Annotated in this window: 17 protein-coding genes; 11 read left to right on the forward strand and 6 right to left on the reverse strand. The window is 75.2% G+C overall.

The features are described 5' to 3' along the window. Positions 1-192: amidohydrolase (locus tag VG869_02455; GenBank protein ID HEV3450040.1), on the forward strand; the 192-nt coding region annotated here is incomplete at its 5' end. On the opposite strand, the gene mtnA is transcribed toward VG869_02455, so the two are convergent. Next, complete coding sequence (mtnA, locus tag VG869_02460; GenBank protein HEV3450041.1) at positions 172-1191, reverse strand: S-methyl-5-thioribose-1-phosphate isomerase; 1020 nt, start codon at positions 1189-1191, stop codon at positions 172-174. The two genes, VG869_02455 and mtnA, sit on opposite strands and share 21 nt — an antisense overlap. 80 nt (positions 1192-1271) lie before the next feature. On the opposite strand from mtnA, the gene VG869_02465 reads away from it, so the two are divergent. Then, positions 1272-1529: a hypothetical protein gene (locus VG869_02465; protein ID HEV3450042.1), complete on the forward strand. Its 258-nt coding sequence runs from the start codon at positions 1272-1274 to the stop codon at positions 1527-1529. A 100-nt stretch (positions 1530-1629) separates the two neighbouring features. Then, complete coding sequence (locus VG869_02470) at positions 1630-2058, forward strand: nitroreductase family deazaflavin-dependent oxidoreductase (GenBank protein HEV3450043.1); 429 nt, start codon at positions 1630-1632, stop codon at positions 2056-2058. Between the two features lie 54 nt (positions 2059-2112). Here the strand turns inward: VG869_02470 and VG869_02475 are convergent, their stop codons facing one another. Next, the gene (locus VG869_02475; protein ID HEV3450044.1) at positions 2113-3141 is read right to left on the reverse strand and encodes a C69 family dipeptidase; all 1029 of its coding nucleotides are present in this window, start codon (positions 3139-3141) and stop codon (positions 2113-2115) included. 64 nt (positions 3142-3205) lie between these two features. Between VG869_02475 and VG869_02480 the strand changes: the two genes are divergently transcribed. Next, a complete protein-coding gene (locus VG869_02480; GenBank protein ID HEV3450045.1) occupies positions 3206-4558 on the forward strand; it encodes an FAD-dependent oxidoreductase in 1353 nt (450 codons plus the stop codon). 117 nt (positions 4559-4675) lie between these two features. Further along, the gene (locus VG869_02485; protein HEV3450046.1) at positions 4676-5371 is read left to right on the forward strand and encodes a YceI family protein; all 696 of its coding nucleotides are present in this window, start codon (positions 4676-4678) and stop codon (positions 5369-5371) included. 70 nt (positions 5372-5441) lie between these two features. Here VG869_02485 and VG869_02490 read toward each other — a convergent pair whose 3' ends face one another. After that, on the reverse strand, positions 5442-6554 hold the full coding sequence (locus VG869_02490; protein ID HEV3450047.1) for a glycoside hydrolase family 43 protein: 1113 nt from the start codon (positions 6552-6554) through the stop codon (positions 5442-5444). Positions 6555-6834: 280 nt separating this feature from the next. Between VG869_02490 and VG869_02495 the strand changes: the two genes are divergently transcribed. The 3 genes from VG869_02495 (at position 6835) to VG869_02505 (ending at position 10172) form a co-directional block, all read left to right on the forward strand. After that, a complete protein-coding gene (locus VG869_02495; protein HEV3450048.1) occupies positions 6835-7590 on the forward strand; it encodes a hypothetical protein in 756 nt (251 codons plus the stop codon). 105 nt (positions 7591-7695) lie between these two features. After that, positions 7696-8670 (forward strand): NAD(P)-binding domain-containing protein, encoded by a 975-nt coding sequence (locus tag VG869_02500; protein HEV3450049.1) that lies wholly within the window; start codon positions 7696-7698, stop codon positions 8668-8670. Positions 8671-8675: 5 nt separating this feature from the next. Beyond that, entirely contained in the window at positions 8676-10172 is a 1497-nt protein-coding gene (locus VG869_02505; protein HEV3450050.1) for a cobyric acid synthase, read from the forward strand. 15 nt (positions 10173-10187) lie between these two features. Here the strand turns inward: VG869_02505 and VG869_02510 are convergent, their stop codons facing one another. Then, positions 10188-10976, reverse strand: coding sequence for a hypothetical protein (locus VG869_02510; GenBank protein HEV3450051.1), 789 nt, complete (start codon positions 10974-10976; stop codon positions 10188-10190). 200 nt (positions 10977-11176) lie between these two features. Here VG869_02510 and VG869_02515 point away from each other — a divergent pair, with 200 nt between their 5' ends. Both VG869_02515 and VG869_02520 read left to right on the forward strand, forming a co-directional pair. Further along, positions 11177-11695, forward strand: a complete 519-nt coding sequence (locus VG869_02515) for a C40 family peptidase (GenBank protein ID HEV3450052.1) — start codon at positions 11177-11179, stop codon at positions 11693-11695. 92 nt (positions 11696-11787) lie between these two features. After that, entirely contained in the window at positions 11788-13359 is a 1572-nt protein-coding gene (locus VG869_02520; GenBank protein HEV3450053.1) for a hypothetical protein, read from the forward strand. Positions 13360-13395: 36 nt separating this feature from the next. On the opposite strand, the gene VG869_02525 is transcribed toward VG869_02520, so the two are convergent. Continuing rightward, positions 13396-13938, reverse strand: coding sequence for a hypothetical protein (locus VG869_02525; protein ID HEV3450054.1), 543 nt, complete (start codon positions 13936-13938; stop codon positions 13396-13398). Positions 13939-14091: 153 nt separating this feature from the next. On the opposite strand from VG869_02525, the gene ppk2 reads away from it, so the two are divergent. After that, entirely contained in the window at positions 14092-14889 is a 798-nt protein-coding gene (ppk2, locus tag VG869_02530) for a polyphosphate kinase 2 (protein HEV3450055.1), read from the forward strand. Between the two features lie 33 nt (positions 14890-14922). On the opposite strand, the gene VG869_02535 is transcribed toward ppk2, so the two are convergent. Next, the gene (locus VG869_02535) at positions 14923-15780 is read right to left on the reverse strand and encodes an SDR family oxidoreductase (GenBank protein ID HEV3450056.1); all 858 of its coding nucleotides are present in this window, start codon (positions 15778-15780) and stop codon (positions 14923-14925) included. Positions 15781-15811: the final 31 nt, after the last annotated feature.

The following is a 15811-nucleotide window of genomic DNA, read 5'->3' on the forward strand; positions in this document are numbered from 1 at the left end:
GAGGTGTGCCTGTTCTCGTCGGACTACCCGCACGTCGAGGGCGGCCGTCGGCCGCTCGAGCGGTTCGAGGCCTCGCTCGGGGACGCGGACGAGGCCACCCGCCGCCGCTTCTACTGCGACAACTTCGTCGACCTCATGGGCACCGCCGCCGACCGGCTGGCCTCGTCCGCCTCAGGCGCGGCGGCGCGCTGACGCGCGCAGGGCCCGGCGGAACGGCGGCCGGACCACCCCGCGCTCGGTCACGATGGCGTCGACGAGGCGCGCCGGGGTGACGTCGAAGGCGGGGTTCAGCACCGTGGTCCCGACCGGCGCGGTCCGGACCCCGGCGACCCGGGTGAGCTCCTCGGCGGCGCGCTCCTCGATCGCGATGCGGGCGCCGTCGGGCGTGGCGAGGTCGACCGTGGACGTCGGGGCGGCCACGACGAACGGCACCCGATGGTGGTGGGCCAGCACCGCGAGCGCGTACGTGCCGACCTTGTTGGCCACGTCGCCGTTGGCGGCGACCCGGTCGGCGCCGACGACGACGAGGTCGACCTCGCCCGCGCCCATGAGCGTGCCGGCCGTGGCGTCGGCGATGAGCGTGTGCTCGATCCCGAGCCGGTCGAGCTCCCAGGCGGTCAGCCGGGCCCCTTGGAGCACCGGGCGGGTCTCGTCGACCCAGACCCGCGGCCGCTTGCCGGCCTCGTCGGCAGCCCGGATGATCCCGAGCGCGGTGCCGTAGCCGACGGTGGCGAGCGCCCCCGCGTTGCAGTGAGTGAGCACCCGGGCGTGCGCCGGCACCAGCGCGGCGCCGAAGGCTCCGAGCGCCCGGTTGGCGGCGACGTCCTCGGCCGCGATGGCGTGGGCCTCGTCGAGGGCCGCGGCGGCGCCCCCGGTGTCGTAGGCGGCGAGGGCCCGGTCGACCCCAAAGGCCAGGTTGACCGCGGTGGGCCGGGCCGCCCGGAGCCGCGTCGCCGCCCGCCCGACCGCCGCCGGCGACGACCGCTCCCGGGCGGCCAGCGCCACGCCGTAGGCGCCGGCGGCGCCGATCGCCGGCGCGCCGCGGACCACCAGTGCTCGGATGGCGGCCGCCACCTCCCCGGGGGTGGCGCAGGTGACGTGGCGGACCCGCTGTGGCAGGGCGCGCTGGTCCAGGAGCCGGAGCCGGCCCCGTCGCCACTCGACCGTCGCGGGGATCGGCTCGGGCGCCACGACCTAACGCTGCCACCCGGGCCGAGGTCGCCGACAGGCCCGCCCGGCTCCGGGCGACGCCGCTGTGGTGGGCTGGGGACGTGAGCCCGAGCGTCGACCGCCTCGTCGGGCAGCTCGGCTACCTCTTCGAGGAGCAGCCCGAGCTGCGATCGGCCCCGGTCGAGCAGCTCGTGGCGCGCCTGAACCGAGAGGATCGGTACGCGCGGGCGTGGCAGCGGTACCCGATGGCGACCGACGCCGAGATCGAGGCGCGCGTCGGCGAGTTCGAGGATCGCATCACGCCGGCCGAGGTCGAGGCCGCGCTCGCTCGAGTCCGGGCCGACCCGTACCAGGACTGACGGTCGACCCGACACCGCGCGTCCGTCGCCTCGTCACTGGCACCGGCCGCTCGGTAGTGTCGCCGCCCGTCGCCGTCGTCGGACCGGAGGAGGCGCCGCCATGTCGGAGCCGGCACCGAGCGGTGTCAACGACTTCAACCAGTCGGTGATCGCGGAGTTCCGCGCCAACGGCGGGAAGGTCGGGGGTCCGTTCGCGGGCGCGTCCCTGCTCCTCCTGACGACGACCGGCGCCAAGACGGGTCGCACCCACACCACGCCCGTCGTCTACGCCACCGACGGCGATCGCCTCGTCGTGTTCGCCTCGAAGGCGGGCGCGCCGACGAACCCGGCCTGGTACCACAACCTGGTCGCCCACCCGACCGCGACGGTCGAGCTGGGAACGGAGCGGTTCGAGGTGCGAGCCGAGGTGACGCGGGGCGAGGAGCGCGACCGGCTGTTCCGACGGCAGGCCGAGCGCGTCCCGCAGTTCGGCGACTACCAGCGGCAGACCACGCGGCCGATCCCGGTGATCGCGCTCACCCGAGCCTGAGCGCGCCCACCCCGAGGGAGCGGTCGCGGGCGGTCGGTGTGGACGGCGTCGCCCTCACAGGGCGGACTCGACGCGCCGCCACGCGTCGGCGGCCCAGCCGTCGCTGTCGGCTTCGGTCGGCGCCGCGGCCGCGAGCTCGTCCTCGACGACGGCCAGTCGTTTGCGGGCGTCGGGGCCGAGCGCCGCGAACCGCGACCACGGTGGCGGGCACCCCAGCGGCCGGCCGACCGCCACCGGCACGAAGATCGAGCGGCACGGCGAGCCGAGGCAGACGTGCGCCAGCGGCCGTCCGCTCGCAAACGGCCCCGGCAGCTCGGCCACCATCCCCGCGGTCGTGACCATGTAGCCCGGGACGTGCATGCAGACGCTGAACCCCGACTCGCCGCTGGTGTCGTCGCGGAGGTGCGCCTTCAGCGCGGCGACGGTCACCGCCTCCCGGGCGAGGGTGGCCCGGCTGGCGCGCAGGCGGGGGTCGGTGACCGTGTCGGTCGCCATGGCGGGGTCACGGTGCTCGGCGTCGAAGGCGGGGATCGTCGTGCGGTTCGAGAGCGCCCGCGCCGCGGTCACCAGCTCGGTCGCCCAGCTCGTCCCGGAGGTCTCCACCACCCAGGCCTCGGACCGGTCGGCGACGAGGAACGACGACCAGTACGGGTCGTCGACGTCGCGGTGCCCGCTGCCGCCCTGCCCGTACCGCTCGAGCAGCTCGAGGAGGATCTGCACCGCGGTCGGGGCCGACTCGCCCCGCTCGAGGGCCAGGCGGACGAGGTCCATGCCGACGAGGCGGGGCGGCTGCCCGTGCGGGTCGAGGGTCGTGAAGATGGCGGCGTTGCCGATCGCCACGCCGGCCTCGTTGACCCCGTGCTCGAGGCCCCACATCCACGCCGGCCGCGACCCGAGCACGCCGAGCGTGGTTCGACACGACGGCTCGACGTCGATGTAGGTGGTGCGCAGCGGCCCGTCGTCACGCCGCGGTGGCAGCCACTCCAGCTCTTGCGCCTCGTCGGGAGGGCGGTCGGAGTTCTTGGCGAACAGGGCGCGGCCCGACGCGGTCGCCGGCGGCAGGGCGACGAGCAGGTCGCACATCGCGCCCACGGTAACGTCCGGTCGCCTCGAGCCCGCGGTGGCCGAGCGGTAGCGTCTCGGCGTCGTGGACGCCGACGTCGTCGTCGTGGGCGCGGGCCTCGCGGGTCTCGCCGCCGCGCGCGACCTCGTCGCCGCCGGCCGGACGGTCGTGGTCCTCGAAGCCCGCGATCGGGTCGGCGGGCGGGTCATGAACGGCCACACCGCCGACGGGTCGGTCGTGGAGCTCGGCGGCCAGTGGCTGGGCCCGACCCAGGACCGGGCCTTGGCCCTCGCCGAGGACCTCGGGGCCAAGCTCTTCCCGACGTACGACGAGGGCGAGAACGTCGTCTGCTACCGGGGCCGGCACCGCCGGTATCGCGGCGCCATCCCCAGGCTCCCGCCGCCGGTGCTGGCCGACATCGCCCAGGCCCAGCTCCGGCTGGACCGCATGGCGCGCACCGTCCCGCTCGACGACCCGTGGCACGCGGCGTCGGCTCGGCGGTGGGACGGCCAGACCCTCGAGACCTGGCTGCGCCGACACGTCCGGACGCACGGGGCCCGCGAGATGCTCCGGCTGGCGGTGCGCGCGGTGTTCGCGACCGAGGCGACGGACCTCTCGCTGCTCCACTTCCTCTTCTACAGTCACTCCGGCGGCCTCCTCGACCGGCTCCTGAACGTGGCCGGCGGCGCGCAGCAGTGGCGGGTCGTCGGCGGCTCCCACGTGCTCGCCACCGGCCTGGCCGAGCCGCTCGGGGACGCCGTCCACCTCGGCGTCCCGGCCCGGCGAATCGTCACCGGTAATGGTGGTGGTAGTGACGGCGTGGCCGTCGAGGCCGACGGCGACCGCTTCACGGCCGACGCGGTCGTCGTCGCGGTGCCGCCGGTGCTCGCCGGGCAGCTCGAGTACGAGCCGGCCCTCCCACCGGGGCGGGCCCAGCTGACCCAGCGGCTGCCGATGGGTTCGGTCATCAAGTCGATGGCCGTGTACGACGAGCCGTTCTGGCGGGCCGACGGCCTCACCGGCCAGTCCACGAGCGACGTGGGCCCGATCCAGCTGACGTTCGACAACTCGCCGCCGGACGGCCGGCCGGGCGTCCTCCTCACCTTCGCCGAGGGCGCGCACGCGCGCGAGCTCTCGCGCTCCTCGCCGGCGGAGCGCCGCGCCGCCACCGTGGCCTGCCTCGTCCGAGCCTTCGGGCCTCGCGCCGGCTCGCCGACCGAGTTCCTCGAGCGGGACTGGGCCGCCGAGCGCTGGAGCGGCGGCTGCTACGGCGCCCACGCCCCGCCCGGGGTGCTGACCCAGTTCGGCCCCGCGCTGCGCGACCCGTGCGGTCCGATCCACTGGGCCGGCACCGAGACCGCCACGGTGTGGGCCGGCTACATGGACGGCGCCATCCGCTCGGGCGAGCGCGTGGCCGCTGCGCTCACTCGGGCCTGACCGGGCGGTGCCGCCGCGACGTGCGGCGCCGCGCCCGGCGCGCCAACCTGGAGGCGGGCAACGGGAGCCGTCGTCTCGAGGCGGGCCGGGCGGCACAAGGGAGCGAGGAGCGACCGGATGGCGCGCTGGCGGCCGCGGCACTGGAGGCGCTGGCTCATCGGCGGGATCGTGGTCGTCGCCGCCATCGTCGTCGGCGGCCCCTTCCTCTACTTCCGCGTCATCGAGGGCCCGGCGCCGGCGCGGCTCCACCTGCCGAGGGCGCGGTCCCACACCCGCCCGGGGGCCGCGGTCCCGGTCGACGGTCGGTGGACGGTCGCCCCCGGGTCCCAGGCCGGCTACCGGGTCAACGAGGTTCTCTTCGGTCAGAGCAACACCGCCGTCGGACGGACCCAGGCGGTGACGGGCCTGATGACGATCGCCGCCAGCCAGGTGACGGCGGCGAGCATCACCGTCGACCTCACGAAGGTGACGAGCGACCAGAGCCGCCGCGACGACCAGTTCCAGGGCCGGATCATGCACACGTCCAGCTACCCCACCGCGGTCTTCAGCCTCACGGCGCCGATCCCGCTCGGAACCATCCCCCCCGTGGGCGCCACCGCCAGTGAGCGGGCCGCCGGCACCCTCCAGCTGCGGGGCACGACCCACCCGGTCGTCGTCGCCCTCGCCGCCCGCCGCGCCTCGAGCACCGTCGAGGTCAGCGGCTCGATCCCGGTCACGTTCTCCGACTGGAGCATCCCGAACCCGTCGTTCGGCCCCGCGTCGACGGAGGACCACGGCCTGATCGAGTTCCTCGTGACGTTCTCGAAGGCCTGACCCGGGGCCGGGCCGTCGCCGCGCCCGCCGCCGCGGGCCGCGCCCACGCCGCGGGCATCGCCCGAGCCGATCAGGTCGGCACGGGCACGCCGTTCACGAAGCCGATCTTCAGCACGAAGAGGTCGCGGGCACCTTGGGGGTAGCCGACCCGGTGGTGGACCCAGGCGTGGAGCGTCATCCAGAGCTGGCCGGTGGTGTCGGTGAAGAACTCGGGGCCGCCGGGGCCTTCGACGTTGTCGCCCGACGCCAGCCACGGTCCCGGCTGCTTGGCGCACGGCCCGCTCGGGCTGCCGCACACCGCGTACCCGATGGCGTAGTTCGCGCTCGACCACTGGTTGGCCGAGTAGAAGAGGTAGTAGCGGCCGCCGGCGAAGACCATGCTCGGGCCCTCGACCACGCCGCCCTCCCAGGGTTGGTCCGCGACCAGCAGGCGGCTCGGCGACCCGACCAGCGAGCGGCCGTCCGGTGCGAGCGGCTGGCTCACGATCGCGTCGTCGTTCTTCCACACGAGGAAGGCCTGGCCCGACGGCGTGACGACCGGGCTGGGGTCGATGGCACCTCCGGGCGGGCACACCGCCGGGCCGGAGCTGCCGTCCACGAACGGCCCCAAGGGGTTCGACGCGACCGCGATCGACAGGCACTCGCGATTGAGGCCGCGCGGGCGCGCCGCGTAGTAGAGGACGAACGTCTGTCCTCGGGGAAGGACGGAGGGGGCCCACGTCCAGCCGGGCTCGGCCCACGCCGGCAGCGACGGCAGCGCCTCCCGCCGGCCGCCGCTGCCGAAGAGCCCGTGGGTGGCAAGGACCGGGATGTTGTACCCCGCGGTGTCGGTCGCGTACGCGTAGTACGAGCTGCCGTTCCGCAGCACGAACGGGTCGGGGAAGTCGTTGCAGAACACGGCCGCCGACCCGCCCTGGAAGAACTGTCGGAGGTCGCGCACGATCCCGTTGCTCCCGATCGGGGGCGGCTGGCTCGAGGGGTTCACCGGCCCGGCCGAGGATCGGAAGTGCACGTTGTCGCACGGCGCGGTCTGCTGCGCCTGCACGATGACCACCACCGCGACGACGAGCAGCACCAGCGCGGCGACGAGGGCGACGATGCGTACGGCTCGGGCGCGCGTCGCCTCGGTGGACCGTGAGCGGCGCGTCCCCCCGCCGCCAGCCCGCACGCGGGTGGTCGCCACGCCGAGGTCCTTACCCGTCGCCCCGGTCGGAGACACCCGGCCGCTGCGGCGCCAGGCGCGCCCCGGACATTCGGCACGCGCGTCGCGCCTGACCGGGGACGGCGGGGCGGCGTCGGTACAGTCGGTCGCGCCGACGCGCCGTCCGGCGCGGCCCCTCGCCGCGGCCCCCCGACCTCTGACTGCTCCGACCTCGCCTCCGCCCCCTCGTCGACCGCGTCGGCGGCGCGACGCGGTCCGTCGTCGACGGATCCGAATCGTCGCCGCGGTCGTCGGCGTCGCCGTGCTGGCCGGCGCCGGGATCGGCCTCGCCCGCCTGCTGGCCCCCTCGCCGGCGCCGCCGCTGCCCGGCTGCCAGGTCGGCGCCGGCTACCGGATCGGCCTCGACCAGGCCGCGAACGTCACCACGATCGCCGCCGTGGGGAAGCGGCTGGGGCTGCCGGACCACGCGGTCACGATCGCGCTGGCGGCCGCGCTCCAGGAGTCGCGGCTGCGCAACCTCCCGTACGGCGACCGCGACTCGCGCGGCCTCTTCCAGCAGCGCCCGTCGCAAGGCTGGGGGACGGCGGCGCAGGTGATGACGCCCCGCTACGCCGCCGCGGCCTTCTACCAGCACCTGGCGCTCGTCCCGGGCTGGCCCACCCTGCCCGTCACGGTGGCGGCGCAGCAGGTGCAGCGCAGCGGGACGCCGAACGCGTACGCGGCGTGGGAGCTCGAGGCGCGCGCGCTGGCCCGGGCGACGACCGGGGAGGTGCCGGCCGGTCTGACCTGCACCGTCGACGCCACGCCGACCGACACCGCTGCGCTCTCGCTGCGGGGGGCCATGACGCTGGAGCTCGGCGACGCCAGCGTCGGGGTTCCCGTCACGGTCCCGCGCGGCTGGACGGTGTCCTGCTGGCTCGTGGGCCACGCCACCGAGTTCGGGATCACGTCGGTCGGGTTCGCCGGTCAGCAGTGGACCGCCGCGACCGGCACGTGGACCGCGACCCCTGCCGCGGACGCCGTCGTCCGCGTGGGTCGCGTGCCGGGGTCGCGCTGAGGCGACGGTCTCGGCCGGCTGCGCACGCGGGTGGCGCGGCCCCCCGGCCGCCGTCGAGCGGGCGGCCGGGCGCGGCCAGCAGGTCGCCCCGTAGCATGCGCGCCCATGGCCACCATCTTCCACGACGACGACGCCGACCTCGCCGCGCTGCGCGGCGCCACCGTGGCCGTGGTGGGCTACGGCAACCAGGGGCGCTCCTGGGCGTTGAACCTGCGCGACTCCGGGTTCGACGTGCGGGTGTGCGTTCGAGCCGACGCCACCCGTGAGCAGGCGGCGCGCGACGGGTTCACGCCCGTCGACCTCGAGGCCGCCAGCGACGTCGAGGTGGTCTGCGTGCTCGTACCCGACGACGTCATCCCGTCGCTGCCGCTGCGGCGGCCCGCCGACGGTCTCACGGTGGTGGCGAGCGGCTACACGCTCGCGTTCGGCCGCTTCGGCCCCGACGGGGACCTCGGCATGGTCGCGCCCCGGATGCTCGGGCCCGAGGTCCGGCGCTGCTACGAGGAAGGCGTCGGGTTCATCACCGCAGTCGGCGTCGAGCGGGACGTCACCGGCCGGGCCCGGGATCGCGTGCTCGCGGTGGCCAAGGCCATCGGCGGGCTCCGGCAGGGCGCCATCGAGCTGTCCGCCACCCAGGAGGCGATCCTCGACCTGTCGGTCGAGCAGGCGCTGTCGCCCGCCCTGGCCCTCGTGAACACCGCGTTCGTCCAGGCGATGACCGAGCGAGGGATCCCGCTGGAGGCGGTGATCACCGAGCTCGTGCTGTCCGGCGAGTTCGAGCGCACGATGCGGCTCGTCCGGGAAGGCGGCTACGCGGCGCAGTTCCAGTTCCACTCCCCCACCAGCCAGTACGGGCAGCTCACCCGCCGCGACGCTTACGCCGACCTCGACGTGGCCACCACGATGGGGCACCTGGTCGACGACATCGCGTCGGGCCGGTTCGCCGACGAGTGGGACGCCGAGCGGGACGCCGGCTACCCGAAGCTGGTGAGCCTCCGGGAGCGTCACGCCGGCGCCGCGGTGCAGGCCTTCGAGGAGGCGCTGCGCCGCGAGCTCGGCGAGGGCGCGATCCCCCGCTGACCGCCGTGACGGGCGCGGCGCCGGGCGGCACCGGCCTGCGGGGCGCGCTCATGGTGTGCGGGACCACCTCCGACGCCGGCAAGACGACGCTGGTGATGGGCCTGGCCCGCCTGCTCGCCCGTCAGGGGGCGCGCGTCGCACCGTTCAAGGCCCAGAACATGGCCCTGAACTCGGCGGTGACGGAGTCCGGCCACGAGATCGCGCGCGCACAAGCGCTCCAGGCCGCCGCCGCCGGCGTCGAGCCCGACGTGGCCATGAACCCGGTGCTCCTGAAGCCCACGGGTGAGCGGACCGCCCAGGTCGTGGTCGGGGGACGCCCGGTCGGGGTGATGAGCGCCGCCGACTACGACCGCGGCAAGTCCCGACTCTTCGGCACCGTGCTCGACGCCCTCGCCGACCTGCGATCCCGCTTCGACGTGGTCCTCCTCGAGGGCGCGGGCAGCCCCGCCGAGATCAACCTCCTGGCCCGCGACATCGCGAACCTGCGCGTGGCCCGCGCCGCGCGCGTCCCGGCCCTCGTCGTCGGTGACATCGACCGGGGCGGCGTCTTCGCCGGTCTGTACGGCACCGTGGCCCTGCTGCCCGACGACCAGCGGGCCCAGGTGCGGGGGTTCGTCATCAACAAGCTCCGCGGCGACCCGAGCCTCCTCGGCGACGCCTGCGCCGACCTCGAGGCCCGCACGGGCGTCCCGACGCTCGGGGTCGTGCCGTGGACGCCGATGCCGCCCCTCGACGCCGAGGACTCCGTCGGCCTCGCTACCCGGCCCCGGTCGACGGCACCCCCCGTGGCCGACGCGCTCGACGTGGCGGTGCTCGCGCTGCCCCGGATCTCCAACTTCACCGACCTCGACCCGCTCTGGATCGAGCCGGGGGTGCGCGTCCGGTTCGTCGAGGACCCCGCGGGCTGGGGCCGCCCCGACCTGGTCGTGGTGCCCGGGACGAAGGCGACGGTGGACGACCTGGCCTGGCTGCGCGCCTGCGGGCTGGCGCACGTGCTCACCCGGACCGGTGCCGCCGTCCTCGGGATCTGCGGCGGCTACCAACTGCTCGGACGCGGCCTCGAGGACCGCGTCGAGTCGGGCGCCGGCACCGTGGCCGGGCTCGGGCTGCTCCCGGTCGACACCCGCTTCGAACCCGAGAAGGTGACGCGCCGCCGGACCGGCACCGCGCTCGGGTGCGCCGTGGCCGGCTACCAGATCCACCACGGGCGCGTGCGCGCGCACGGCGGCGACCCGTTCGTGTGCCTCGACGACGGCGCCGGGCCGGTCGTCGACGGGGTCCGACAGGGCACGTGCTTCGGCACCACCCTCCACGGGCTCCTCGACGCCGATAGCTTCCGAGCCCGTTTCCTCGGTCAGGTCGCGGCACGGGCCGGCAAGCGCTTCGTGGCCGCCGGCGTCTCCTTCGAGGGCGAGCGTCAGGCCCGCATCGACGGCTTCGCCGACGTGCTCGCCGAGCACCTCGACGTCGCCGCGGTCGAGCGGCTCATCGGCGAGGCCTGAGTCGAGGCCGCCAGCTCAGCTGCGCCAGGACTCGCGGCCGACGTCGCGGAGCTCGAGCCCCTGACGCTCGAGCACCACCGCCAGCGCGACGAGCAGCGCCGGCCAGCGGTCCTGCCACCCGCTGGACCGCTCGATCCGCAGCTTCGTGCGCAGCGCGTCGCTCAGCCCCTTCGGCGGGAGACCGACGACGTTGGCGGCGTGATGCGGGCCGACCGAGTCACACCGGAGCCCGAGGCGGTGCGTGGCGAGGAGGAAGCAGGTCTCGAGCGAGGCCCGCTCGAAGGCGGCGCTGTAGGTCCAGTTCGTGTAGCGGAGCGGACGCGCGATCGCGACCGAGCCGAGGCCGAGGTCGCGGAGCGCCTCGGTGGTCCGCTCCGCGAACTCGCCGAAGATGTCGCGCGGCTCGAGGTGCCACATCGGGGTGAGCTCCTCGATGACGTCGAGGCGGGGCTGCGCCGGCGGCTCCACGACGGCCAGGTGCGCCACGCCGGCGGTGATGCTCACGCCGAGGACGCCGGGACTCGTGGCGCGGTCCTCGCTGGCTGCCCCCGCGGGCGGGTGCGGCGTCACCGGGACCGGCTGCACCGCGGGGCTCGAGTGCGCGCTCGGGCTCGACTGCGGGCGCAGGATCCGCACTCCGGAGTGCTGGCCCGAGTCGGCCTCGCGCTCCTCGGGCGCCGGGCGCGGGGGCGGCGAGCGTCGGAGGCCGGGGTGCTCGATCGGCGGCGGCGGGTCGACCCGGCGGGTCCGGGACGGACCGACGTCGTCCGGTCCGGGCTCCCGCTCGTGAGGTCGCATCGTCACCCCGAAGCCGCCGGGCCCGGGGCCGGTCGCACCGAGCCGATCCACTCTCGCCGCGGGTCCCCCGCGGCGCGACCGCCACCGTAACGGCATCGCCGGCGCCCGTCAGCAGCGGCGGGACGCCGCCGATCGGCGTCGCCGGCGGCGAGCTCAGGTGGCCCCGCGGCGGTGCCGATACAGGGGGCTCGCATCGCGAGGTGGAGATGGGGTCCGAACCCGGCATTGGGGACATCGCGTCGAACCGGGACCACGCGCGGGCCCGCCGCTGGTGGCGGGCCCGGTCCCGGCTCGCGGTCGTCGTGGTGGGCGTGGGCCTGGCGGCGTCGGCGTGCCTCACCCCGGTCGCAAGCAGCGGCCCACCGCCACCCCCGGCCGGGGGGGCCGCGGTGGCGGTCGCGTACGCCGAGGCTCAGCTCGGCGCGCCCTACTGCTCCGGCGGCACCGGGCCGACCTGCTTCGACTGCTCCGGGCTGACGATGCGGGCGTGGCGCGCCGGTGGTCTCGTCCTCCCGCACTTCTCGGGTGCGCAGTACGCGATGTTCCCGAGGGTCGCGCTGAGCCAGCTGCGGCCGGGCGACCTCGTGTTCCCGTCCGACCCGAACCAGCACGTCGGCATCTACATCGGGAGCGGCCTGCTGATCCACGCCACGAAGCCCGGTGACGTCGTGCGCGTCGCGCCGCTCTCGATCATCGGGATCACGCTGGCGGTGCGCCCGACCTGAGCCGCGCCGGCCCCGACCGGGCCCCGATCGCCAGTGCCGGGGCGGCGCCGCACCGACCCTCGGGCGCCGGGACCCCGTGTTACCGTGCCGCCGTGCGCAGCGGCCGGTGGCTCGCCGCGGCGACGACCGTCCTCGTCGTCGGGACCTTGAGCGGCGCCGCGTCGGCGACGACCGGTGGCGACACCGGGTCGCTCCCGCGGCAGCCGTCGAGCTTCCCGATCGTGAACCCGGGGGTGCCCCCGGGGGCCCAGCGGCTCCACTTCGAGGTCGGCCCGATCACGGTGAAGCCGGGCCAGAACAGCATCAGCTTCACGCGCGTCATCCCCCAGCCGAGCCAGGACGGCTGGGTCGTCGGGATGCGCACCAACCTGCACCAGGCCGACGGCACCGTCCCCCCCGTCAACGTGATCCACCTCCACCACGGCGTGTGGCTCAACCTCGGCAGCCGCGACACGACGTCCTCGCTCCCCGACCGGTTCTTCGCCGCCGGCGAGGAGAAGACGACGATGGCCCTGCCGTCGGGCTACGGGTACCCGTACAAGACCACCGACCGGTGGCTCCTGAACTGGATGCTGCACAACAACCTGTCGGACTCTCGTCCGATCTGGATCACCTACGACATCGACTTCGTCCCCGCCAGCGCGCCGGCGGCCCAGGGGGTCCAGGCGGCGCGGCCGATCTGGATGGACGTGCGCAACCCGTCCGCCTACCCGGTGTTCGACGTCGTGAACGGCACCGGTCAGCGCGGCGCCTACACCTACCCGGACCAGGCCACCGACCCCTACGGCGCCGGCCCGCAGCGCAACCAGTGGACCGTCGACCACGACGGGGTGCTGCTCGGCACCGCCGGCCACGTCCACCCGGGCGGGCTCTACGACGACCTGTGGGTGACGCGCAAGGGCGCCACCGGCCCGAAGGGCCACGTCAAGCCCGGCGCCCCCGACACCGCGCACCTGTTCCGCTCCGTCGCCAGCTACTGGGAGCCGGCGGGCAAGGTCTCCTGGGACTTCGCCGCCACCGCGACGCCGGTCTCGTGGCGCCCGACGGTCCACAAGGGCGACGTGCTCTCGATCTCGAGCACCTACGACTCGAAGGCCGCGTCGTGGTACGAGTCGATGGGGATCATGGTGGTGTGGATGGCCGACACCACGACGGGGGGCGTCGACCCCTTCCAGCGAGCGGTCGACGTGCCCGGCGTGCTCACCCACGGCCACCTGCCGGAGAACAACCAGCACGGCGGCAAGTCGGCGACGAACGCCTACGCCGACCTTCGGAAGGCCTCGTCGCAGGACGTGCCGAGCGGCACCGTGATCCCGATCGTCGACTTCGCGTACCAGCTCGGCGACATGGCCGGCTCGTCCTCGGTGCCGGCGATCCCGCAAGGCGGGACGCTCACCTTCCGCAACGACGACGCCTCGAAGCAGATCTACCACACGATCACCGCCTGCGCCGCGCCGTGCGACCTGTCGACCGGCATCGCCTACCCGCTCGCGAACGCCAAGGTCCAGTTCGACTCCGCCGAGCTCGGGCTGGGCGGACCACCCGCCTCCGGCGCGACGAGCTGGCAGGTGCCGCGCGACCTGCCACCCGGCACCTACACCTACTTCTGTCGGATCCACCCGTTCATGCGGGGCGCGTTCCGGGTGCTGGCGAAGAAGACCTGAGCGGCCGGCCGGCCGACGGCGCCGCCCGACGGCGGGTCAGGCGTCCTTCCAGCAGGTCATGATGATCGCCCCCACGCTCAGGGCGACGTCGGACGGCACCTGGGGCGGCGCCCCGAACTGGCCGGGCAGCTGGGACACGTCGACGTCCATCACCTTGTAGTTCTTGCGGACCACGAGCGACCCGTTCGTGGTGAGGAACGCGCCCTGGCCGAGCGCGATCCGGTTGGGCCGCCGACCGAGCGTCGCCGCGAGCCCGTCGTAGTAGCGGGTGGTCTCGGCGTTGCTGCTGAGCTCCTTGACCGACAGGGTCAGCGCGGCGTTCGCGTACACGTACCGGCACGTGTAGGTGTGGTCGACCCAGGTGGGGGTCGTGACCTGCGTCGGGTCCACCCCGAGGCTCTGGGCCAGGTTGGCCTGGGTCTCGCGGACGCAGAGCATCTTCGACGACACCGACGGGTCCCGCCCGGCTGGCTTCGAGGCCACCGCCGCCGTGCCCGCCGACTGGGAGCTCGACGACGACCCGCAGCCGGCGAGCGTGACGGCGGCGACGGTCGCGGCGACCAGCGACCAGCGAGGCACGCACCGACCCTACCGGCGGGTGGCGCGTCCCCGATCGCGGCGAACCGCGCGCCGGCGCCCGCCACCGAGCCCGCGCCCGCGGTGGCGTCGCACCGCGCGTCGCCGCGCTGCGACACGCGGTCGCCGGGCGCGCCGTCGCAGTAGGTTGAGCCGGTGCCGAGCCGGCTGCCGCGGAAGGTGTACGCGTCCGAGCTCCAACGCCTCCAGGCCGAGCTGGTGACGATGCAGGAGTGGATCCGCTCCAGCGGCACCCGCCTGGCCGTGGTCATCGAGGGTCGGGACGCCGCCGGCAAGGGCGGGGTGATCGCCCGGATCCTCCAGCACCTGAACCCGCGCTTCGCGCGCGCGGTCGCCCTGCCGGCGCCGACGGACCACGAGCGCACCCAGTGGTACTTCCAGCGGTACGTGGCGCACCTCCCCGCCGCCGGCGAGATCGTCCTGTTCGACCGGTCCTGGTACAACCGGGCCGGGGTCGAGCGGGTGATGGGCTTCTGCACCCCCGACGAGTACGAGCGGTTCCTGCGCCAGTGCCCGACGTTCGAGCGTCTCCTCGTCGAGGACGGCATCTACCTCGTGAAGTACTGGTTCTCGCTCAGCGACGAGGAGCAGGAGCGGCGCTTCCAGTCGCGCCTCGACGACCCGCTCAAGCGCTGGAAGTTCAGCCCCGTCGACCTCGCGTCCCGCGAGCGCTGGGTCGACTACTCCCGGGCGAAGGACACGATGTTCGAGCACACCGACGTCCCCGAGTGCCGCTGGTACACGGTGGACGGCGACGACAAGCGCAGCGCCCGCATCAACTGCATCGCCCACCTGTTGAGCATGGTCCCGTACGGCACGGTGACCCGGGCTCGCGTCGAGCTGCCGCCCCGCCAGGACCAGGCCGGCTACGTGCGGCCCCCGGAGGACGGCTACGCCTTCGTGCCCGACCGGGCGTCGGCGCTCGCGCGCTGACGGTCCCCCGGCCGGGCGCGGCGCCGGCGGCGGTCACACCGGGTTCGGGACCGGGCCGGACCAGCCCGGCAGCAGGCCGCGCTCGTGGCACAGCGGCTGGGCCGCGACGACGCCGCCGGCCCACGCGCCGACGTCGGGGGCGGAGGCGAGCCACGCCACCGCGGCGCCGACCGCGTCGGGCGGCGCCGCGGCCGAGGCGTCGAAGCCGAACTCGCCCATGTCCTGGGCCATGCGCTCGGTGGCGACGAACCCGGGGTCGACGTTCAGGAGCACGATCCCGGTGCCGGCGAGCTCGCGCTGCACCAGTCCGGCGACGCGGTGCAGCGCCGCCTTCGACATCGCGTACCCGAGGCCCCAGCCGCCCTCGCCGGCCGGGGCCGGCGGGTCGGTCCAGGCCACGCTCGACGTGATGTTGAGCACGCGCCCGCCGCCGCGCTCGAGCATCGCCGGCAGGCAGTGGCGGAGCAGCACCAGCGGCGCCATCACGTTGGCGTCGAGGTGCCGGTCGAGCAGCTCGAGCGGCGTCTCGAGGAACCGGTCCATGTGCCCGGGGCCGATGTAGCGGCCATTGTTGACGAGGACGTCGACGCCGCCCCACCGCTCGAGCAGGACCGCCGTCGCGGCGCCGAGCGACGCCCGGTCGAGCAGGTCGGCGGGCAGGACGAGCGCCTCGCGGCCGGCGGCGCGCACCTCGTCCGCGGTCGCGGCCAGGCTGCCCGGCAGCGGGCGCGTGTCGGAGCGGTGCACCGTCGACGAGTGCTCCCGGGCCTCGCCGTCGACGACCGTGCGGGCCGTCACCGCGACGTCGAACCCGGCTCGGGCCAGGTGCACGGCGCAGGCCTTGCCGATGCCGCGGCTGGCGCCGGTGACGAACGCGACCTGTCTCGGCATGGCTCGCCTCCCGACGACGCGGGCCGCCCCC

The sequence above is a fragment of the Acidimicrobiia bacterium genome, assembly GCA_035948415.1.
Taxonomy (GTDB): Bacteria; Actinomycetota; Acidimicrobiia; order IMCC26256; family PALSA-555; genus PALSA-555.